Origin of the sequence: Porcincola intestinalis, assembly GCF_009696445.1 — a bacterium.
In the GTDB taxonomy this organism is placed as follows: domain Bacteria; phylum Bacillota; class Clostridia; order Lachnospirales; family Lachnospiraceae; genus Porcincola; species Porcincola intestinalis.
The window spans coordinates 321,251-343,615 of sequence record NZ_VULZ01000001.1 but is presented as its reverse complement, the minus strand read 5'-3'; the positions used below and the strand labels follow the sequence as shown (position 1 = coordinate 343,615).

The following is a 22,365-nucleotide window of genomic DNA, read 5'->3' as shown; positions in this document are numbered from 1 at the left end:
AGTTTGTCTAAAAAAACTGAGCAGGCACTCCATACGGGGCACCTGCTCTTTTATTTTTTCATGGTGATCTGCAGACCAGACTTGAATTCGATCACAGCTCGATCCTGGTAGATGGTGATCTGACGGATGAGTTTCCGGACCATGCGCTCGTCGAACTCGGTGATGGCGGTCTTCTGTTCTTTAGAAAATAGTTTTCTTCGTAATTCCCGTCTCAATCTCAGAAATTTTTACCGTGTATTTCTGGTACATTTCCAGCCTCCAATAGAGAGTTAATTATCGGGAAATCCACAGAGAAAGTCTGTGGTTACGGTCGGGTTACCGGATACCCGTGGTTCCTTTGGTGGGAGCTGCGGTTTTCTTTTTTTTGTCCAATTGATTGATTTTTCGTCCCCCAATAGGTAAAAATGGATGAAAAACTGGATCGTCTGGCTGAAATTGCCAAGATTCAGAGTACTGAAATACTCCAGCTTCATCGAGATCTATTGAAAAGGGCAGGCTTCTCATTTGGTGGACATTTTAATAATGTCCAAAACTGATATAAATGAGACAAAGCCGGATGGCACAGTGGTCGCAAGATTCACGCCGACTGCTCCTTACGATACCCCCAGACGCAATAGAGAATCTCTGCAATGCCTATGAACAGGCTATCGCAAATGAGAAGATCGATTCTCTGATTCTTATTCCGACATTTATATGCGATTTTCTATGTATCCATCCATTTTATGAGGGCAACGGTAGGATGAGCAGATTGTTTGCCTTACCGGATTTCAGCCGCAATCACCGCATCATGACAAATAATTCAGACTAATATATATGAAAAAGGGATTTGCATTGGATGATTATCGACTTAAGGAGCTTGGCAGGGAAATAAATTTATAGAGCTTCTTAATCGAATCTATCGAACTGAAATTGCCGAATCTCTCGAATTTGGATAATATAAATGTATAAGGAGTAGAAACGGTTGCCAGCTATCTTGCTGTTCTAACGCGTTTGTTCATTGTGGATAATCAGAAGCCTTTTGAAAGTAGACTGCGGTCCTCTGTCAGAGTGAAACAGGCAGAAAAACGGCATCTTGCGGATCCTTCCCTCGCAGCGGCATTACTTGGTGCAACACCTGACCGGTTGCTGCAGGATCTGAATACTTTGGGCTTCCTTTTCGAAGCTCTATGTGAGCGAGATTTAAGAATTTATGCAGAGTCTTTTGATGCGGAGTTGTATCATTATCAGGATTATAATAATCGCGAGATAGACGCAGTGATATCATTGCCGTCAGGCGAGTGGTGTGGATTCGAAATAAAACTCGGTGCAAATCAGATTGATGCAGCGGCGGAAGGCCTTTTGAAAATACAAAGCGAAATCATTTCTGAAAAAGATGGAAAACCTGCAAAAATCTTATGCGTTCTTTGTGGCCTGACAAACGCTGCATACAGGAGAACAGATGGAGTGTATGTGGTTCCCATCACGGCTTTGAAACCTTAACAAATGTCGGCGTCAGGCAAGATATGGTGCTGGTGACTGCCACTTTTTACTGTAAAAAAGAAGGGTCAGACTTAAGTTCGACCCTTCCACCCGCTCGATGCGGACCATTGGTGATTTCGGATAATTCCTTATTTGAACTCACCTTGTAAATTCGGTTAAAAGATAGCACGGATCTGATGGATTGTCAAATTATGATTTTTGTTTGGTGTCATATTGTTTTCTGACATAACAAGCAATTGCGGGGAAAAGTAGGTTAGATGAATAGAAAGGGGACAAAATGTATTCTGGAGATTACTATGTAGGACTTGATATGGGAACCAACTCTGTTGGGTTTGCAGTAACAGACCCAAGTTATCATTTGCTCCGGGCAAAAGGAAAAGATCTGTGGGGCGTTCGTCTCTTTCCGGAAGCGCAGACGGCAGCAGATCGGAGAAGTCATCGAACTGCCAGGAGACGTTTGCAAAGATGTAAACTAAGAATCGGAATCTTGAATGAGATCTTTTCTGACGAGCTGAACAAAGTCGATCCGGTTTTTTTACAGCGCCTGGCGGATAGTAAATTCTTTGAGGAAGATAAAACAGAGCATCAGCCATATGCATTATTTGCAGATGATCATTATACAGACAGAGAGTATTATGAACACTTTCCAACCGTATATCATCTGAGAAAATATCTGATCGAAACAAAAGATGTTTACGATATACGACTGCTGTATCTGGGGCTTCATAGCATCTATAAATACCGTGGCAATTTTTTGAATCCAAATCTGAATGCAGACTCTATGCAAGAATTCAGTCCTTTGTACCGTGATTTATGGGAAGCCATCGAAGAGGCTAAAGACGCTCGTCAGGATGAGAGCCAGATCGACATCTCGATACCGGAGTGGAAAGAGGACCTGTCGTCGAACTTGATGGAGATCCTGTCATCCAAATCATATTCCATGATGGAAAAGGGTGAAAAGCTCTCAGAGCTGCTTGATATTACCAAAAAGCAAAAACCTCAGCAAGAATTTTTGAAGTGGATGTGTGGAAGAAAAGGAAAAGTAAGCGCTGCATTTCCAAGGGAATATGATGAAGAAGAGGGAAAGTTCTCTTTCTCTTTCCAGGATGGGGATTTGGAAGAATCCATGCAGAAAGCCGAAGAAATTCTGCTGCCGGAAGAATATGAGGTCTTACTTGCAATTAAGAGAATCCATGATTTTGGACTGCTTTCCAATATCATGAAAGGTTATCGATACATTTCTGAGGCGAGAGTAGATATCTACAATAAGCACCAGGAAGATTTGAAAACGCTGAAAAAGATTTATAAGAAATACGCACCGGAAAAATACAATACCATGTTCCGAAAGATGGAAGATAAGCTGAAAAACTATAGTGCGTATGTAGGGTCTGTCAAATATAAGACACCGAAGAATGGTTCTGCGATTAGAAGAAAGGGGAAGAGTAGTATTGGAGAACTTTATAAAACCATACAAAATGATCTTGATTCGGTAAAAGATATCCCGGAAGTCAGCTTGGTTTTTGATGATATGGAGAAGGGAACCTTTCTGCCCAAGATCAGAACAAACGATAATGGGGTAATTCCTTATCAGGTGTATGAGGCTGAATTAAAGGCAATACTGAAAAATGCGGAAAGCAAATTTCCATTTCTGTCAGTGAAAGATGAAAGTGGATTTTCACCGGAAGAAAAAATAATGATGACTTTTTCTTTTCGGATACCTTATTATGTTGGCCCTGTTTACAATGATGGAAAGAATCATGCATGGTCTGTAAGAAAAGAACCCGGTCGTGTTTATCCATGGAATTTTGACCAGAAGATTGACAAGAAGAAGTCATCTGAAGAATTTATGAATCATTTGATTGGCCATTGCACCTATCTTCGTGGAGAACAGGTGTTACCACGCCAGTCTTTAATGTATGAACGGTTTGCACTATTGAATGAGTTTAACAATATACAAATTGATGGAAGAAAACCTGATGCAAAGGCAAAGAAGATCATCTTTGATGAACTATTTGCGAAGGGAAGAAGAGTAACGAAGAAAGGACTTCAAAGATTCCTTGTGTCCCATAATCTATCAAATGGGAAAACAAAAGCAGATGATGTTGTTATCTCTGGCATGGCGGATGAAAAATTTCAAAATTCGTTAGCTACATATCATCATTTTTGCGAGGTATTGAAAACGGATAAGCTGACTTATTCTCAGGAACAGATGGCAGAGGACATTATCCGTTGGTCTACGGTATATGCTGATTCTAAGAACTTCCTGCGCGAAAAGATCCGTGAGTATTATTCAACAGAGCAGTTATCGGAAGAAGCATTAAATCGTGTGCTTGGAATGAAATTTTCTGAATGGGGACGTCTATCATCAGCTTTTCTGCATATGGAAGGTGCAAATACTCATACTGGAGAGGTAAAATCCATTCTTCGCTGGATGGAAGAAGATTCCTATAATCTGATGGAGTTACTATCATCGGATTTTACTTTCCCTAAAGAATTAGAGTCTCTTGATAACGATATTCAAAAAGATCTGATGTCAATCGAGCCGGAGGATCTGGAGGGAAGATATCTCTCGGCACCGGTCAAACGGATGGTTTGGCAAACAATTTTAATCCTTCGAGAAATCACAAAGGTCATGGGACATACTCCATCGAGAGTATTTGTGGAAATGACACGAGGTGATGGGGAGAAGAAACGTACGACCAGCAGAAAGAAGAAGTTTGAAGATCTTTATAAGAACATTCAAGATGAAAACTTTGAATGGAGCAAAGAACTGGCCAAGTTCTCAGAGGCTGATTTTAGAAACAAGAAGTTGTATTTGTTCTGTACTCAAAAGGGCAGAAGTATGTATACAGGAAAACCGATCGACCTCCATGAGCTTCTGACGAATAATACGAAATACGATCTGGATCATATTTATCCTCGCCATTTTGTAAAAGATGACAGCCTGGACAATAATCTTGTTCTTGTGGAGAAAACAGAGAATGCTCATAAGAAAGATCATTACCCGATTGAGAACAGTATCCGCGAGAGGCAGATTGCATACTGGAAAATGCTTTTGGATAACCATTTTATCACTCCGACAAAATTCCAGAGGCTTACAAGATCTACGGACTTTACTGATGCAGAGCGTGCGGAGTTTATCAACAGGCAGATTGTAGAAACCAGTCAGGCTGTAAAGACGATTACGCATCTTCTTGAGGAATTAATGCCTTCTGATGAAACAAAGGTAATCTATTCCAAGGCCGGAAATGTATCGGATTTTCGGAATAAGTTCTCCTTGTATAAGTGCCGGGAAGTCAATGACTTTCATCATGCTGGTGATGCCTATCTGAATATTGTCGTAGGAAATGTTTATCACACGAAATTTACATCTTCACCGGCAAGTTTTGTGAAGGAATGGAGGCAGAACGCTCAGAAATACAGCTATAACCTTGGAGCAGGTAAGATCTTTGAGCATACGGTAGAAAGAAATGGAATTCTTGCATGGGATGTTGAAAAAAATCAATCTATTACAACTGTAAAAGCAGTGATGGAGAAGCAGACCCCACTTGTGACATATATGAACTACTGTGAAAAGGGAAGTATCGCAAAACAGACGATTTATTCTGCGGAAACGGTTAAAAAGAGCAAGATAAACGGATCCTATCTGCCGGTAAAGACATCGGATCAGAGGCTTTCAGATGTTGACCGGTATGGCGGGGTCACGAAAATCGCTACGTCCTACTTTTTCCTTGTTGAGCATGAAGTAAGAAGAAAGCGAATCCGTACCATCGAAGCAATGCCGGTTTACATTGCTCCCAAAATCAAAGATGATAAGGACTTATTAACATATGTGGAAAACAGTCTTGGCTTAGTAAAACCAAGAATCTGTATAAACAGGATTAAAGCTTATTCCAAACTGCGGATCAATGGGTTTGAATGCTATCTGAGTGGAAGAACAGGAAATCGACTGACCGTTGTCAATGCAGAGGAATTAAAGCTGGGAAATCGTATGATTCGATACGCAAAGAAAATGAAAAAGGTAGCTGATTTGAATCTTACGGACGAACAGATCCGATTGGATGCGAATAGAATTGCTAAAAAGACCGATGGAGACGAAATCGGTATTACAAGGGAAAATAATATCAGGTTCTATGAGTTCTTAAAGCAAAAGCATACGAGCGGGATTTTTGGCAAAAGACCTAACCCGGTTGGAGAGATATTGCAGAAAAGGCAGGATGTATTTGAAAAACTTTTGCTGGATCAGCAAGTAGACGTTCTTCAGGAAATTATGAAGTTATCAGGTAGAGTTAATGAAGCAGATTTAACCCTGATTGGTGAATCAAAGCATTCTGGAAAATCTTTGATTAATAAGAAGATCACAGGATTAAAAAGCTGTGAATTAATTTCTCAATCTGTGACCGGTCTCTTTGAGCAGAAAACAGATCTGCTTATGGTATGAGTTGGCGGACTGTTGTGGTCTCACACAATGCAAAACTGGACTACGAGAATGGATATCTCGTAGTCCGGGGTGAAGAGACCAAGAGAATCTTCATTAATGAAATAGAACTTCTTATGATTGAGAACACAGCGGTTGCTATGACGGGCTATCTTTTAGCAGAACTGGTTCGAAACAAGGTGAAAGTTGTGTTCTGCGATCAAAGAAGGAATCCCTGTGCGGAGTTGATGCCATATTACGGAAGCCATGATACCAGTGCAAAAGTTCGTAGTCAGATCCAATGGTCTGAGGATATTAAGAGTGCCGTCTGGACAGAAATTGTTTCGGAAAAGATTCGCAAGCAATCTGAAGTTTTACTACGTCATAAACTGTCGGAAGGAGATAAATTGCAAGGATATCTGGCTGAGATGACTTTGGGTGATACTACAAATCGTGAGGGACATGCAGCTAAAGTGTATTTCAATGCACTGTTTGGGAAAAAATTCACTCGAGCTGAGGACTCACCAATTAATGCAGCTTTGAATTATGGATATAGCCTTATCTTGTCTCTTTTTACCCGGGAGATTGTCGCCAATGGTTATCTTACGCAACTAGGGCTCTTTCATGATAATATGTTTAATCCATTTAATTTGGCATCGGATTTAATGGAACCATTCCGACCTCTGGTTGACGAATGTGTCATTACTCATCAGCCGGACAAATTTGAAACAGATGAGAAACATCAGATGTTAGCTCTTTTAGAGCAGGAGGTTTCAATCAACGGTAGGAAAGAATATATTGGAAATGCTGTTAAAATTTACACACATAGTGTATTCGATGCATTAGAGGATAAAGATGTGTCATTAATTCGGTTTTATCAAAATGAGCTATAGATATATGAGAGTTCTGGTGATGTTTGATCTTCCGGTAGATACTGCAGAAGACCGAAAAGAATATAGAGCATTTCGTAAATTTCTGGTTAAGAATGGATACTTGATGCTGCAGGAGAGTATCTATTGCAAGCTTGCACAAAATTCAACAGCGGCTGAAACCATGCTATCCAATATCAAGAAGAATAAGCCGAAGAGTGGCTTGGTTCAGGTCTTGAGAGTCACGGAAAAAGAGTATTCGAAGATGGAATATGTTGTAGGTGAGGCGGCATCGGAAATCATTACTGATGATAGGAGGCTCATAATTCTATGAGATGGATTTATTCGCCCTGTAATGTGGATTTGCAGTTAGATGAATTGCGACCGGTTACGCTTGTTATTGAGAATCCTCAGCATCTTCAAAAAATGATATCAGCGATTCTGAGCCAGATGAATTCGGAAGGAGATGATGTGATTTTATCTGAAGGGAATCAACTGCTGTCATTGGAAAAGAATATATTTTTACAGCTGAATCCTTTCGAGGATATTCTGAATAATCGGAAAATTATTGGGAAACTATATAAAACAATAAGCTGTGCAGCAATGGAGTTCCCTCAAGAACGGAGCGAGTTGTTAACAGCGGTAATTCAATATTTTGATAGAATTTTAGGAGCTGTACGGTTTGATGGATTAACCTATGATATTGACTTTAAAGACGAAGATCTATACAAGCTGTTCGATTTAAGAATAGAGGAAGAGGGACTTTCTCTCATAGAGAAACTCTTGATGGAAGTGAGAATCTGCTCAGATTTACTTTTTCTTCCGGTAATGGTTTTTATGAATCTAGGAAGTTTTCTTTCGAATGATGAATATTGCGAATTAGTGGAAAGCTGTGTGAATCATAAGGTATATCTGCTGCTTATTGAGGGGACGGAACCTTTGGACAGAACAGGTGATAAGCGCTATATTATTGATAAGGACATGTGCTTGATTCAGAAAAACCTTTGAATTTATGCTGCAAACCAGGCAGAGGAGGTTCGGTGAAGACCATTTGAGGTTTGAGAACCTTGTAAATTCGTAAAGGTGTCAAGCAGAGGAATTGGCGGACAAATTAGGGCTGCAGTTTGAGAACCTTGTAAATTCGTAAAGGTGTCAAGCTCTTCATGCGTGAGGTATTGCACACAATCGGTTTGAGAACCTTGTAAATTCGTAAAGGTGTCAAGCAACCGGGACTCCTTCTTGTTTGTACTCATGGTTTGAGAACCTTGTAAATTCGTAAAGGTGTCAAGCCAATAAGATGCCTTGCTTATACTGGAGCAAGTTTGAGAACCTTGTAAATTCGTAAAGGTGTCAAGCTATATCCGGTCTGCAAAATCCAGCCCGCCGTTTGAGAACCTTGTAAATTCGTAAAGGTGTCAAGCGTCAGCTGCTGCGCCACATCGTTGTCTTCAGTTTGAGAACCTTGTAAATTCGTAAAGGTGTCAAGCTATCAAGCTTTCAATGTACCGTAAGTACAGTTTGAGAACCTTGTAAATTCGTAAAGGTGTCAAGCTCACGTTTTTTGTATCGCGGCATGACATGGTTTGAGAACCTTGTAAATTCGTAAAGGTGTCAAGCAATTCCGTACCATGTACGACCCTTATAGGTGTTTGAGAACCTTGTAAATTCGTAAAGGTGTCAAGCTGAAGCAGAGACGCCGTCCGCCGAATGTCGGTTTGAGAACCTTGTAAATTCGTAAAGGTGTCAAGCCAAGCTGTGAAGGGAGGAAAGCATGTTTACGTTTGAGAACCTTGTAAATTCGTAAAGGTGTCAAGCTGTATTTCTCTATATTCCTTTAAAAGGTTGGTTTGAGAACCTTGTAAATTCGTAAAGGTGTCAAGCGCTAGCACTTAGAGAGATGGGCAGACATGCAGTTTGAGAACCTTGTAAATTCGTAAAGGTGTCAAGCCTCCGCAGTGGTCTTTTGGCCGCCTAGCCTGTTTGAGAACCTTGTAAATTCGTAAAGGTGTCAAGCAATATGAGAAGTATAAACATCGGTTTAGTTGTTTGAGAACCTTGTAAATTCGTAAAGGTGTCAAGCGACTGCGACAGCGAGCAACAACATCGACCGGTTTGAGAACCTTGTAAATTCGTAAAGGTGTCAAGCCCGTCCGGCGTCAGGTTAGACACAATCCGGTTTGAGAACCTTGTAAATTCGTAAAGGTGTCAAGCTCACTCGCTGGTTGTCAACGATGCAAAGGCGTTTGAGAACCTTGTAAATTCGTAAAGGTGTCAAGCTAGATCTCTCGGGCCTTGTCCCCGCCCTCGGTTTGAGAACCTTGTAAATTCGTAAAGGTGTCAAGCCGATAAGAATAACCCGGCACGAGACTATTAGTTTGAGAACCTTGTAAATTCGTAAAGGTGTCAAGCTTTCACCACGGTGTGCTGCTTTACCAAGCAGTTTGAGAACCTTGTAAATTCGTAAAGGTGTCAAGCCGTCATGGCGATAAAGCATGACGAAGACGAGTTTGAGAACCTTGTAAATTCGTAAAGGTGTCAAGCAGAAAGCGACTAAAATACTACGCCATCCAGGTTTGAGAACCTTGTAAATTCGTAAAGGTGTCAAGCCGCAAAGGAGGAATAAATAATGCTGAAGAAGTTTGAGAACCTTGTAAATTCGTAAAGGTGTCAAGCCCCAGAGGATGACAGGGCTGTGATAACTGCGTTTGAGAACCTTGTAAATTCGTAAAGGTGTCAAGCGAAACCATCTAGACAGTTCACTTTGCAAATGTTTGAGAACCTTGTAAATTCGTAAAGGTGTCAAGCAGTGACAGCGAAAAAGCTAATACCCTGCTGGTTTGAGAACCTTGTAAATTCGTAAAGGTGTCAAGCCTCGTTTCGGCTGTTATTCCCAGTCCGTCCGTTTGAGAACCTTGTAAATTCGTAAAGGTGTAAGAACTCATTACCGAAGAACATAAAAATCGGCGATAAAAATCTGCTTACCATACCATAGAGAAGATGAATCACCCCTTAAGTTGACAATATAAGTCCTTATTCCGGCCCCGAAACGGATCCGCAAGCTTAAAGGGAGAAACAGACAAAAAATCGTTGAGCTTTTTATTGACATTCGGCGCTTACCATACCACTTAAAAAAGTGGTTGACATTCACAATAATGGTATGACCGAAATCACAGGCGAAGAAGGGAAACGAAGCTGACATGGGGCATTTTTATTTTGTCCGTCACGGACAGACGGTATGGAATGTTGAAAATAAAATCTGTGGTGCAACGGACAGTCCATTGACGGAGCTTGGTCGTGAACAGGCAAGAAAGACCGGGCAGATGCTAAGAAAGAAGATTGATCATGGCGAGATCCATATTGATGAGATTATGACCTCTCCTTTGTCTCGTGCCTTTGACACAGCGGTGGAAATCTCGCATGTAATCGGAGTCCCGGTACGAATTGAGCCGCGCCTGGTGGAGCAGAATTTTGGCAGATGGGAAGGAACCGCAAGGGACGGCTCGGAATTTGCCAGGGCCAAGGAGAACTTCGCTGACAGTTACGGCGGAGGAGAATCCATGATGAAGACGGCACAAAGGATTTATAACCTGATCGATGATATCGAAAAGGAACCGGAGAAGACGTATCTCTTAGTCGCTCATAATGGCATATCCCGTATGATCGAATCCTATTTCCGTGATATGAGGAATGAGGAGTTCGCAGCATTCGGTATAAAGAATGCAGAAGTCAGGGAATACAAGTTCGAAGATTCATTCCCAGATTATCATACCGATTATGATCTTCTTTGCCGGCAGCTGAAGAGCCTGATGCAGGGTGTCGATTCGGATATCACAATTCTTTCCAATGCTTCTGCTCTGATCTATCAGACTTTGCAAGGAATTAACTGGGCAGGGGTCTATATTTCACAGGGAAATGAGTTGCTGCTCGGGCCATTTCAGGGCAAGCCGGCCTGTGTCCGGATCCCTTTTGGAAAAGGCGTGTGCGGAACAGCAGCGGCAGAGGGAGAGACGGTCCTTGTGGAGAATGTGCATGAATTTGCCGGCCACATTGCCTGCGACAGCGATTCGCGGTCTGAGATTGTGCTGCCTATCTGTAAAAAGGGCAGTCTATATGGTGTCCTGGATATTGACAGCCCCTTCTTCAGACGGTTCAGCACTTCAGATCGGGATGGGCTGGAACAATTTGCTGAGATATTGGGTGAGGGATTGGCAGAGAAATGAATTGAGTTCATCCGGATGGGAGAATCATAATCCATAATTTGCGGAGGTAAGGATGCTCGACAACAAAGGTTTTGATCTGTGGGCTGATGGATATGACAGCACAGTTGGTATTTCTGATGACGAGTACACATATCCATTTGCCGGTTACAAGGATGTGCTCGGGAGAATCTTTCAGGTCATCATGAAGAAGAAAAATGCCGTCGTACTTGATATCGGATTTGGGACCGGAACACTCACATCAATATTATATGAGAATGGGTGTACAGTTTATGGTCAGGATTTCTCGTCCAGAATGATTGAACTGGCAGCACAGAAAATGCCGGGAGCACATCTCTATCAGTGGGATTTTACGCAGGGACTGGCCGAGCCGTTGAAACGTCAACGCTACGATTCTATTGCATCTGAATGAAAACGGGCAGATTCTGATTGGAGATGTCGCTTTTGAAACGCGGGAGGAATTAGACACATGTCGGCTGACATCTGGTGATAAATGGGATCATGAAGAGATCTATTTTGTGGCCGGTGAACTGAGAAGCGCGTTCCCAGGTTTATCTTTTACACGAGTCTCATATTGTGCCGGCATTATAATGATTTGCCGGAGGTCGTCGTCGGGCATTGTATCAGAGACAGCGCCTTTATAGACCCAAAACCAATAGATACTGACCAATAAACGGAACAAAAAGAAATTCCGGGACTGGAGCTGTCTAATATGAACAAGGTTTGTAAGGCGATCACAGAATATCCTTCCGTGACGCAAAAGGAGCTGCAGGAACTTACCGGATTGTCCAGAAGCGGAATGCACTATATTCATGAATTCGAAAGGAAATCTTCTATGTCAATAAAAGAAAAGGCAGAGCTGATTGTAGCTGATATAAAGAAAGAACAAGGTACGAATCCGGTTCTCATATTTAAGAATATTGCAAAGAAGGAATATGTCAGTATTAATGGGCCTGAACACCATATATTAGATGGTGCAAGTTTGCTTATGGCATATAAAAATGCAGGTGGAGAAATTGATATAGATCAGGCGCTGGACAGGTTAATGGCAGAGGGACTTAGAATGCCTGGAGCAATGTGTGGTTTATGGGGAATCTGCGGGGCAATTACATCTATAGGTGCCGCACTTGCAATCATCGATGGAACCGGCCCGCTTTCGACAGACGGGTCATGGGGGAGTCATATGCAGTTTACATCGAAAGCAATCGGTGAACTGGGGATCATAAACGGACCTAGATGTTGTAAGAGAGATGCCATGATAGCATTTAAAAATGGTGTTGATTATGTGAATGCTCATTATGATGTAACATTGCAATATGAGCAAATGAAATGCGAATTCACAGGATTGAACGAACAATGTATCAAAGACAGGTGCCCTTTTTATGCGCATTCTTTTCAGCAGGAATACTGATGTGATCTTTACAATCTGCTATAGAAAAATGAATGAAGGGTTCACATCCGTTTAAAAGAAGAACATTCAGACCTTAGTCTGAACCTGGTGAGGAGGATGACATGAAGTATGAACAAAAGGTCATGTTGAAAAATGGAAAAGAAGCCCTCATCCGAAATTGCACGGGGGCGGACGGGAGTGCTGTATTAGATGTGTTTACGCTTGCCCATGAACAGACCGATTATCTGCTGAGCTATCCGGATGAAAAAAGTTTTGACGCGGAGCAGGAGGCAGGCGATCTGGAAGAAAAGATGAACAGTCCGGACGAGATAGAGCTTGCAGCCATCATTGATGGGAAGATTGCGGGGATCGCAGGAATTGGGGCTGTCGGAAGAAAGTATAAGGTCAGGCATCGGGCTGATTTTGGCATCAGTGTGCTGAAGGAATACTGGGGACTTGGTCTGGGGAGAATCCTTACGAAGGCTAGTATTCACTGTGCCCGGGAGGCCGGCTATCAGCAGCTGGAACTGAATGTAGTGGGAGAGAACGAAAGGGCGGTCTCCTTGTATCGAAGTGTGGGATTTCAGGAATTCGGACGGAATCCCAGAGGGTTCAATTCGAGGTTTTCGGGCTATCAGGAGCTTGTGTATATGCTTCTGGAGCTTGACAATATATAAGCTCAATCATTGAGGAGGATAAAAAGATGGCACTGAATCCCAGAAGTCTTTTAAAGGCAAAAGAGAGGCTTCATATTTTCAGAGAGCAGCATCCGAAGATCGTCAGTTTCGGGAAGACGTTGAATGAGCATGCGATTCAGCCTGGGACGATCTTTGAGATCACTGCAACGACACCTGAGGGGAAGAGCTATACTGCAAGTATGAGGCTGACACCCGAGGATGTGGAGTCGCTTCGGCTTTTCGTGAAATAAACCAACAGGAAGGTCTGACGCCGGGGTATCACAGACTGGGCGGGTGACAAATTTGTCACCTGTCCAGTCATTTTTATGTCATTTCTCCATGCTAGACTGTAGCTGTAAAAAAGAGAGCAGAAGGAAAACAGACAAGGCTCGGAACGATACCTGGATATAAACGTCAACCAGAAAGTGAGCCGCCCGCTGATCTGATTTTGAGCCACTAACGCTGGCTTGAAAGTGAGCCACTCACCGTGTCTGTTTCTTTGCCTGTTCGATTCGGTACGATTGACCGTTCATGTCGAGGATATATGACTGGAACGTCAGCCGGTCTACCATCGCTGTGTTCTCGAACAGGGTAGTCCATTCGGAGAATGGAAGGTTTGTTGTTACTATAATGCTGCCGCGTTCACTACGGTCAGCGATCACCTTGAAAAGCAGTTCCGACTGGTAACGGTCGAAACTCACATAGCCCATCTCATCCAGGATCAGAAGATCAGCCTTCCGGATCCGCTTCTCCAGCTTGCCGAGAACGTAATTATCACGCGCTTCGGAAAGCTCCGTGGAAAGAGAGGCGGCGTTCTTAAAGAGGACGTTCATCCCAAGCGAGCAGGCTTTCAGAGCCAGCCCGATGGCCATGTGGGTCTGCCCGCGGCCGGGATTTCCCAGCATGATGATGTTCTTCTTTTCCCGGATGAACCGGCAGCTGGCCAGTTCGCCTATAAAGAGTTCGGAGATCTTTCCATCGTAACGGGACAGATCCAGCTCTTCCAGGGTCTTCATGTACGGAAGCCCTGCCTGCTTTAAACGGCGGCGGTTCTGGTTCTCCTGACGCTGATCGTACTCGTTACGCATGAGAGTAAGGAGAAGGCTGCCAAAATCGGTATCGGCACCTGCCTGCCGCAGGAGATCAGGATACTGGACAAAGGTCGGGATCTTCAGCTGTTTTGCCAGGATCTTCACCTGCTCCATAGTCGCGTCGTTATACATAGGCGGCCTCCTTCAAGGTGTCGTACTCATGAAGGTCGACGGCACGGATACGGACAGGATCCTTGATCCCCGGAGACTCAGCACCGGACTGCGACTTTAGGAACGCAATGATCGTCTTGTGGTCGGTCCGCTCCTCCTGCCACCGCTGAAGGACTTCTGGCGGGATGTTCTGTCGTACGGGCGCGGCATTGAAGAACGCGCGGCTCCGAATCTCAAGAAGCAGCAGGTAGTCATCCAGACGGTACCGGTTCTGATACTGCCCGAAGCAGCGCTCGTGCTCTGCGATCATGACACCGTTGCAGTAGACCTCGATCGTCTCCGGATACGCCTTGATCCCGACGATCCGGCCAACATACTCGACCGGAACCGAGTACCGGTTCGTCCGAAAACATACCGTAGAGAAAGCGTTCACCCGGACACTGGTGCATTTGGCTGTTTCAAACGTGTACCGCGGCAGAGGATGGAGGGATTCCTTTTCAAGGCGGTACATGGCCCCGACAGTATCAGGTTTGCCCTGGATCCTGTGGGCTTCGTACTTTTGGCAGCGTTCAAGCAGCGTCTCATTGAGTTCGATGAGGGAATCCACCCTGGGGACCGGGACGAGGATGTTCCGTCTGGCCCAGCCGACAAGGCCTTCCACGAGTCCCTTTTCGTGGCCTTCCGCCGGGTTACAGAACAGGGCATTGAACCCGTAATGAGCCGAGAGGTGCGTATAGCCTTCCTGCTTTTTGGCGTGGGATCCGAAACCGTCTTTTACGGCGACTTTGCCATTGTCAAAGATCACTTTGGCCGGCGTTCCGTCAAGGACCTGAAAGCTGCGGACAAAAGCGTCCAGAAAGCTTTCTTCGTTTTGGCGGTGGTATGCCAGGCTGACCGGCCGGCAGCTGTAGCACAAACGGGCACAAAAAAGATTGACCTTTTCTCTCTTGCCCTTGATATAGACAAAAGCTTCTCCCCAGTCGACCTGAAGGGCTTCACCCGGGTCAAAAAGGAGGGGCAGGAACACAGAAGGCATAAGCTGCTTCAGCTCATGTACTTTTGCCCGTACTGTGGATTCGCCTCCGGTAAATCCGGTCTCTTCCACGAGACGGTCATAGATCCGTTTTGCTGTGTGGCGCTGCTTTTTCAACCCCTCTGCCTTGTCTTCTTCAAGACAAGAGCGGATAAAAGTGACGGTCTCGTCTGTCAGGATCGTTGAGACACGTTCCGGCGTTTTACGTTCCCACGGAACGGCAGCACCTTCACAGTACTTGGCAACTGTGTTCCTTGAGATGCCGAGCGTTTTAGCGATATGGCGCTGACTTTCGCCTGCCAGGTATCGTTTGCGTATTTCGTCATAGTCTTTCATTGTGATAACCACCGATTATCCCTCCGAATGAAGCATTCACTTCATTCAGAGTACTGATAAGGTGGCTCATTTTCAAGTCAGCGTTTTATGCTCAAGTGGCTCACTTTCAGAGTAGCATTTATATTGAGGGAACGGAACCTTTGGACAGAACAGGTGATAAGCGCTATATTATTGATAAGGACATGTGCTTGATTCAGAAAAACCTTTGAATTTATGCTGCAAACCAGGCAGAGGAGGTTCGGTGAAGACCATTTGAGGTTTGAGAACCTTGTAAATTCGTAAAGGTGTCAAGCTGCATACAGCAATTCCAATGACCCCTAGGGTTTGAGAACCTTGTAAATTCGTAAAGGTGTCAAGCTCCCAGAGATTTTGCGGTCGCCTTCTCACGTTTGAGAACCTTGTAAATTCGTAAAGGTGTCAAGCCATTTCACAATTTCCCTCACCATTCACCGGTTTGAGAACCTTGTAAATTCGTAAAGGTGTCAAGCATCATCAATGTTGTAAGCGGGTACATTTCGGTTTGAGAACCTTGTAAATTCGTAAAGGTGTCAAGCTCCACGGTCTTGCGTATAATATAGTGCGTTGTTTGAGAACCTTGTAAATTCGTAAAGGTGTCAAGCAAGGTGTAATAATATTACACCTTAGGTATAGTTTGAGAACCTTGTAAATTCGTAAAGGTGTCAAGCGTTGAATACGCTTATGAACATGGTTGAAAAGTTTGAGAACCTTGTAAATTCGTAAAGGTGTCAAGCAAAACAATTGATACTGGTAAATCACAGCCCGTTTGAGAACCTTGTAAATTCGTAAAGGTGTCAAGCCGCAAGATTACGGTTACAACATAGAAGATGGTCTTTCTTCTATTGTTGATTGCTTTGATGGCATGCTTCCTGCATGGACGATAAGCACAGCACCAAACGCAGCTCTGGTAAATGAAATGCTGGATAAGGCTATTGCTACTTTATCCAAGGAAGAGTATCCTCTGATCCACAGTGATCGAGGCTGCCACTATCGTTGGCCGGGATGGATTGAACGCATGAACAGAGCAGGTCTTAAACGATCCATGTCAAAGAAAGGGTGCTCTCCTGATAATTCAGCTTGTGAAGGATTGTTTGGCAGACTAAAGAACGAAATGTTTTATAGCCGGAAATGGGAAAATATCACCCTGCCAGAATTCATGAGTATCTTAAATGATTACCTCGTTTGGAATAATGAAAAACGGATCAAGGTATCACTCGGTAACATGAGCCCTTTGGAGTACAGACGTAGTCTTGGAATTGCTACTTAGGCAGTCCAAGAAAATGTCCGCCCCCAATTCATATAATTGTTTTACCATAAAACACAGGCTGATTCCTATAAGATAACTCGATGACAGGGAATTGATGATCATGAAAGAAAATGTTCTAAAAGTCCTGATTGTGGAAGATGAGATCCGCATCCGGGAAGGTCTGGGGAAGCTGCTGTCCCGTTCCGGCGGCAGATATGATGTGGTCATGGAAGCCGGGAACGGTGTGGAAGGGCTGCAGGCGATCTTTCAGCTGAAACCGGATATTGTGATCACGGATATCCGGATGCCGGATATGGATGGACTGGAGATGCTGGAGCAGATGGTGCAGGCCGGCATTCATACGAAGGCGATCGTGCTGAGTGCGTTCTCGGAGTTTGAGTATGCCAGATCTGCGATGAAGCTGGGGGTGACGGAATATCTTCTGAAGCCCATTGCCTACAATGAGCTGATGCAGTCGCTGGAGAATGTTACATTCCAGATCGAGAAGGAACGCCTGGAGAAGCCGGAGCAAATAGGTACTCCCGAGCAGATCTTTTTCTATGTGCTCTCCGGGAAGCTGACGGTTGATGAGCAGACGGAAGCCTATCTTGAAAGCAGGTATCATATCGACTGTCATGAGAAAATGAGTCTTCTGTGTGCTTACCACGGCGGTGATGTGAGTTCAGAGGATACGCGAAGGTACATCCGGCATGTGTTCAGTTCTTATCCGGGGCTGGACTGCTATTATCCGGACCTAGTTTATCGGAATACTGTCACTGTGGTAGTCAGGGGATACCGGGACCTGAAGGATCTGGAGAGATGGATGCAGCAGCAGATCCTGCAGCGAAGTCCGAAGAAGATGGCTGCAGGCTGGGTCGAGGTGGATGATCTGAATGCACTGGGAGAAGGGTTCTCTCTTTTGTACCCGTATCTGGACTGGAATATCTCCATGGACAATCAGGTGCTGATCTGCTACCCGCAGATCAAGAATGTCCAGACCGCGTCCTGCAATTATCCCATTGACCTGGAGATGCAGATGCGGACGGCCATATGCTCTGACGATCAGGCAAGGGAACAGGAATTGATGAAAGAGTTCCATAGTTCATTTCGCGACGGAAAGATCTATGCGCCCAAAGAGATCAAGGAAAGCTATGTTCGTTTTCTGTGGAATATCATCGCCATAGCGAAAGAAGTGGGGAAGGTTCAAGTCAGCCAGATCAACCAGCAGGAACTGCTGAGCCGGATCATGAATGCGAAACTGCGGGAGGAACTGACAGACGCTTCTTCGCTCGTACTGGAAAAACTTACCGGCACACAGGATACGGATACCACCCATCTGACAGTAAAGAGAATGAAGAGTATGATCCATGAGTTCTATCAGACGGGGATCATGCTGGATGAGATCTCCAGAAAACTGGATATGACGCCGGAGTATCTGGGGACGCTGTTCCACAGGGAGACGGGTACCACTTTCAGCAATTATGTCAAGAACTACCGGATCTCGAAGGCGAAGGAGCTGCTGGTGGGAACGAACCTGAAACTGTACGAGGTGGCGGAGAAGGTCGGTTATTCGGATCCCAAATATTTCAGCAGGGTCTTCAAGGAGATCACGGGGCAGCTTCCCGTCGAGTACCGTAGAAATGTAAAATAAAATCAATACAGATTAGGTAATTCCCCCTTTTTAAAGATTTCTCACATTTAGAAGTTGATGCTGACGTTCTATACTTTCTGCAAGAGAGATCGCAAAAGGGGGTTTTACTATGCGTGTGTTAAAACGATTCTTCCGGCATGAGAATGCAGGGCTCCTGTTTGCTCTGCCGGCATGCGTCTATATGCTGGTCTTTGTGGGGTATCCCATTATCAGCAACCTTCTGCTGAGCCTGCAGGATGTGACGGTGGCGAATCTGTCAAGAGGAGAGAAACATTTTATCGGAATAGCCAACTACATAAAGCTGTTCCACGATGACGTGTTTTTGAAGTCTCTCGGCAATACTCTGCTCTTCACGGTATCCTGCCTGGTATTCCAGTTTCTGATCGGATTTATCCTGGCACTGTTCCTGAATAAGAATTTCAGCTTCGCCAGAACGGTGCGCGGGATCCTCATGATCCCTTGGATGATCCCGATGACGGTCACAGCTCTGATCTTCAAACTTCTGTTTGCGACGGATATCGGTGTGGTGAATTACATCCTGAGATCCGTGCATCTGATCTCCCAGAATATTGACTGGCTGACCAGTTCGAAGACGGCAATGCTGGTGGTCATTATCGCGAATGTCTGGATCGGGATCCCGTTTAACACGATCCTGCTGTCCACCGGGCTGACTACCATCCCCAAGGAACTGTATGAGAGTGCGGCAATCGACGGCGCGAGCGCCAGCCAGAGTTTCTGGCGAATCACACTGCCGCTTCTGCGCCCCACGATCGAATCGGTTCTGGTACTGGGATTCATCTACACATTCAAGGTCTATGACCTGGTCTATGTCATGACAAGCGGCGGACCGGTCAATTCCACCCACCTTTTGTCAACATATTCCTACAAACAGTCATTTGAACTGTTTAATTACAGCATCGGTTCGGCAGTAGCGAATGTACTGCTCCTGATCCTTCTGATGGTCGGCATCATCTACCTGAGGATCACCATGCAGGGAGAGGAGGACTGAGGAAATGGGAGAAGAGAAAAAGATTACCGGCAGGAAAAATGTGATCCTCTGTATCGTTTCCGTTCTGGTACTGTGTTTCCTGCTGTTCCCGCTGTTCTGGACACTGAACACTTCCCTGAAGACGGAGCAGGAGATATTCCAGAATCCGCCGACATTCTATCCGCACGTCCTGAACACGCAGTCCTATGCAGCGCAGGTGGAGACCGGAGACTTCAACATGTTCCGTTCATTTGCGAACAGCTTCCTGATCTCCCTGAGTTCCATGCTGATCGCTGTTGTACTGGCAGTGCCGGCGTCGTACGCCATTGCCAAGTACCGTTTTAAGGGTAGGAAAGTCATGCTGCTGTTCTTCCTGGTCACCCAGATGCTTCCGGTGTCCGTGCTGCTCACGCCCATGTTCATCATGTTCAAGGGAATGCATGTTTATAATACCTGGTGGTCGGCGATCCTTGCGGATACGACCATCGGGATCCCATTTTCCATACTGATCCTGAAGAATTATTTCGCATCGATCCCGAAGGAACTGGAAGAGGCGGCATATATCGACGGATGTACAAGATTTGGTGCGTTCATGCGGATCCTGGTGCCGGTGGCAAAACCCGGTATCATCGTGTGCGCCGTATTCTCCTTCCTGTACGCGTGGGGCGACCTGGCCTATGGCATGACGTTTATCCTGGATCAGCAGAAGCGTCCGATCACGGCCGGGATCTTCAACTTCATGGGGCAGTACGGCACGAAATGGAGTTACCTGTCCGCCTTCGCTATCGTAACCATCATTCCGGTCGCAGTCATTTTCATCTTTATGCAAAAATATATCATTGCGGGAATGACAAACGGGGCCGTGAAGGGTTAGTATAACAGAATGAATATCTTTATGGCGAAACAGAGTCTGAGAAACAGGCTGATCAGTATCTTTATCCTGACATCAACGGTTCCGTTGCTGTTTGTGGGTATCTTTCTGTCCTATAATACGATCCGCCTGATCAGAGAGAATACGAGGACTCTGACGCAGCAGAACCTGAAGCAGATTGATGACAACATGAATCTGCTTCTTGATTCGTATAAGGACCTGGTGTACCAGATCTATACGGTCGATGATGTGGTCGGATGGATGGAGAGCCTGAACGAGGGTGAAGATGAAGCTGTGACCACCAATCAGCTGCGCCGTTATATGAATGCACTTCTTTATTCCAAGGCTGGCATCGGCGCGATCACTGTGATCTCCGACAGCGGCAGGATGGTCACCACCCATACGCTGAATGCCGCGACCTACGAGAATCCGTGGCTGAGCCAGTTCCATCTGGATCAGAAAACTCTCTATGACACAGTTTCTCGGGAAAATGATTACTATATCTTCCCCACGGAATATGCTACCAATTTCGCCGGGGAAGATCATTATCTGTTCCACATCGCCCACAGGATCATCGATTACCGCGACCTGAAGAAGCAGTGTGGGATTGTGATCGTCAGCCTGGATGAGGATCTCCTGCACAGTGTTCTTTATATGGAAGAGGAAGAACAGGAAGGCCGGAGCTGCAACCTTCTCATCGACCAGAACGGCCGTATCATATCCGGTCTGGATGAGAGCTGGATCGGCGAGACTCTCTCAGGCAGCTCCGGCATGCAGGATGAAAAGGCACTGGTCGACGAGATACGGACGTTTCTGAAGGAGAGAGAGATCAAGTCCCCTGCACAGTACGATGTATATACATTCACGGACAGGAAACTGGAATGGGTGATCGTCAACGCCATCAACCGCCTGAACTTCTGGCAGGAAGTACGCAGGAGCCTGCTGATCATCGGAGCCGTCTGGCTGCTGCTCCTTGGGATCACCATTTACCTGCTGCGCAGGCAGACTGACAAACTGGTCTCCTCCGTGCACACGGTGACGGACGCGATGAAGGAAGCAGGATCCGGAGATCTGTCGGTGCAGATCCCCATCGAGGAATCCCTTCCTATAGAGATCGAGACGGTTGCAAATGAATTCAATGACACTCTTCGGAAGCTGAGTGTCTCCAGGCAGAAGGAGAAAGAGGCTGCGCAGAACCGCCAGAAAGCGGAGCTGAAGGCGCTGGAGGCTCAGATCAATCCCCATTTCCTGTATAATACGCTGGACACCATCAACTGGATGGCGATCGACCGGGAAGAGTATGACATCAGCAACGCTATCAATTCCCTTGCGTTCATCCTGCGCTACGCCATATCCGACTATGACGGGGAAGTTATGGTGCGGGATGAAGTGGAATGGCTGAAGCGTTATGTCTACCTGCAGCAGTACCGGATGAAGAACAAGTTCCACTGTGACATCCATGTAAGCCCGGAAGTCCAGGACTGGAAGATTCACAAACTCCTGCTTCAGCCGTTTGTGGAAAATGCGATCCTTCACGGCTTCCGCTATGCGCAGGAGGAGTACCTGCTGGAGATTGTGTTCAGCCAGGAGGAGGGCAGACTGAAGATACGGATCACGGACAACGGCGCCGGGTTTGACACTTCCGTGGTTGACAGGATCATGAGAGGAGAGCCTGCGCCTGAGGATGAGAAGGGACATATCGGGCTTGAAAACGCGATCCTGCGGTTTGACATGTATACAGATGGCCGGGGGATCCTGAAGATCGACAGCCATCTGGGCGAAGGCACAACTGTAGAAATGGAATTCCCTGAGGCAGATGAATGAAAAATATGAATATTCAAACAAGGTTAGAAACGTCCCCCCTTTTTCAGATTTCACCCAGTTTCTAAAAATGAGGTCCATCCTATAATGCACATAACGGTTACAGGAGGTACGAAGTGGTTCCTGTAATACAGACACAGCAAAACTTAT

At 45.3% G+C, this 22,365-nt stretch carries 16 protein-coding genes, 3 pseudogenes and 2 CRISPR repeat arrays; of the genes and pseudogenes, 16 read left to right on the top strand and 3 right to left on the bottom strand.

All coding sequences use genetic code 11. The features are described 5' to 3' along the window. Positions 1 to 50: 50 nt before the first annotated feature. Positions 51 to 215 (bottom strand): hypothetical protein, encoded by a 165-nt coding sequence (locus tag FYJ35_RS01710; RefSeq protein ID WP_154522200.1) that lies wholly within the window; start codon positions 213 to 215, stop codon positions 51 to 53. A 237-nt stretch (positions 216 to 452) separates the two neighbouring features. On the opposite strand from FYJ35_RS01710, the pseudogene FYJ35_RS15140 reads away from it, so the two are divergent. The 11 genes and pseudogenes from FYJ35_RS15140 to FYJ35_RS01655 all read left to right on the top strand — a co-directional run. Further along, positions 453 to 760, top strand: a pseudogene (locus FYJ35_RS15140) (Fic family protein); the annotation flags it as partial. A gap of 206 nt (positions 761 to 966) precedes the next feature. Continuing rightward, positions 967 to 1,479 (top strand): annotated as a pseudogene (locus FYJ35_RS01700) (DUF4143 domain-containing protein); the annotation flags it as partial. Between the two features lie 277 nt (positions 1,480 to 1,756). Further along, a complete protein-coding gene (gene cas9, locus FYJ35_RS01695; protein ID WP_154522197.1) occupies positions 1,757 to 5,920 on the top strand; it encodes a type II CRISPR RNA-guided endonuclease Cas9 in 4,164 nt (1,387 codons plus the stop codon). Next, positions 5,917 to 6,789 (top strand): type II CRISPR-associated endonuclease Cas1, encoded by an 873-nt coding sequence (cas1, locus tag FYJ35_RS01690; protein ID WP_154522194.1) that lies wholly within the window; start codon positions 5,917 to 5,919, stop codon positions 6,787 to 6,789. The genes cas9 and cas1 overlap by 4 nt, the downstream gene beginning before the upstream one ends. A gap of 4 nt (positions 6,790 to 6,793) precedes the next feature. Beyond that, the gene (cas2, locus tag FYJ35_RS01685) at positions 6,794 to 7,099 is read left to right on the top strand and encodes a CRISPR-associated endonuclease Cas2 (protein ID WP_154522191.1); all 306 of its coding nucleotides are present in this window, start codon (positions 6,794 to 6,796) and stop codon (positions 7,097 to 7,099) included. After that, positions 7,096 to 7,773: a type II-A CRISPR-associated protein Csn2 gene (gene csn2, locus FYJ35_RS01680; RefSeq protein WP_154522188.1), complete on the top strand. Its 678-nt coding sequence runs from the start codon at positions 7,096 to 7,098 to the stop codon at positions 7,771 to 7,773. The genes cas2 and csn2 overlap by 4 nt, the downstream gene beginning before the upstream one ends. A 48-nt stretch (positions 7,774 to 7,821) precedes the next feature. Beyond that, positions 7,822 to 9,702: direct repeats of the CRISPR family, unit length 36 nt; unit sequence GTTTGAGAACCTTGTAAATTCGTAAAGGTGTCAAGC. Positions 9,703 to 9,962: 260 nt separating this feature from the next. Further along, on the top strand, positions 9,963 to 10,985 hold the full coding sequence (locus FYJ35_RS15045; RefSeq protein WP_268892513.1) for a histidine phosphatase family protein: 1,023 nt from the start codon (positions 9,963 to 9,965) through the stop codon (positions 10,983 to 10,985). 52 nt (positions 10,986 to 11,037) lie between these two features. After that, a complete protein-coding gene (locus FYJ35_RS14520) occupies positions 11,038 to 11,394 on the top strand; it encodes a class I SAM-dependent methyltransferase (protein WP_235906298.1) in 357 nt (118 codons plus the stop codon). Positions 11,395 to 11,694: 300 nt separating this feature from the next. Continuing rightward, positions 11,695 to 12,393 (top strand): DUF5714 domain-containing protein, encoded by a 699-nt coding sequence (locus FYJ35_RS01665; RefSeq protein WP_235906297.1) that lies wholly within the window; start codon positions 11,695 to 11,697, stop codon positions 12,391 to 12,393. 101 nt (positions 12,394 to 12,494) lie between these two features. Then, positions 12,495 to 13,049: a GNAT family N-acetyltransferase gene (locus tag FYJ35_RS01660; RefSeq protein WP_154522185.1), complete on the top strand. Its 555-nt coding sequence runs from the start codon at positions 12,495 to 12,497 to the stop codon at positions 13,047 to 13,049. A 26-nt stretch (positions 13,050 to 13,075) separates the two neighbouring features. Next, positions 13,076 to 13,300, top strand: coding sequence for a hypothetical protein (locus tag FYJ35_RS01655; protein WP_154522182.1), 225 nt, complete (start codon positions 13,076 to 13,078; stop codon positions 13,298 to 13,300). Between the two features lie 231 nt (positions 13,301 to 13,531). On the opposite strand, the gene istB is transcribed toward FYJ35_RS01655, so the two are convergent. Then, positions 13,532 to 14,272, bottom strand: a complete 741-nt coding sequence (istB, locus tag FYJ35_RS01650) for an IS21-like element helper ATPase IstB (protein ID WP_154522179.1) — start codon at positions 14,270 to 14,272, stop codon at positions 13,532 to 13,534. Then, a complete protein-coding gene (istA, locus tag FYJ35_RS01645; protein WP_154522176.1) occupies positions 14,265 to 15,632 on the bottom strand; it encodes an IS21 family transposase in 1,368 nt (455 codons plus the stop codon). Before istA ends, istB begins: the two co-directional genes overlap by 8 nt. Before the next feature lie 245 nt (positions 15,633 to 15,877). Further along, positions 15,878 to 16,438: direct repeats of the CRISPR family, unit length 36 nt; unit sequence GTTTGAGAACCTTGTAAATTCGTAAAGGTGTCAAGC. A gap of 32 nt (positions 16,439 to 16,470) precedes the next feature. On the opposite strand from istA, the pseudogene FYJ35_RS01640 reads away from it, so the two are divergent. The 5 genes and pseudogenes from FYJ35_RS01640 to FYJ35_RS01620 all read left to right on the top strand — a co-directional run. After that, positions 16,471 to 16,905: pseudogene (locus FYJ35_RS01640) on the top strand (transposase); the annotation flags it as partial. A 100-nt stretch (positions 16,906 to 17,005) separates the two neighbouring features. After that, entirely contained in the window at positions 17,006 to 18,535 is a 1,530-nt protein-coding gene (locus FYJ35_RS01635; RefSeq protein ID WP_205839653.1) for a response regulator transcription factor, read from the top strand. A 109-nt stretch (positions 18,536 to 18,644) separates the two neighbouring features. After that, positions 18,645 to 19,544 carry a carbohydrate ABC transporter permease gene (locus tag FYJ35_RS01630; RefSeq protein ID WP_154522171.1) on the top strand — a complete coding sequence of 300 codons (900 nt, stop codon included), beginning with the start codon at positions 18,645 to 18,647 and terminating at the stop codon, positions 19,542 to 19,544. Between the two features lie 4 nt (positions 19,545 to 19,548). Further along, on the top strand, positions 19,549 to 20,397 hold the full coding sequence (locus tag FYJ35_RS01625) for a carbohydrate ABC transporter permease (RefSeq protein WP_154522168.1): 849 nt from the start codon (positions 19,549 to 19,551) through the stop codon (positions 20,395 to 20,397). Between the two features lie 21 nt (positions 20,398 to 20,418). Then, a complete protein-coding gene (locus FYJ35_RS01620) occupies positions 20,419 to 22,218 on the top strand; it encodes a sensor histidine kinase (protein WP_205839652.1) in 1,800 nt (599 codons plus the stop codon). The last annotated feature ends 147 nt before the right edge of the window (positions 22,219 to 22,365 follow it).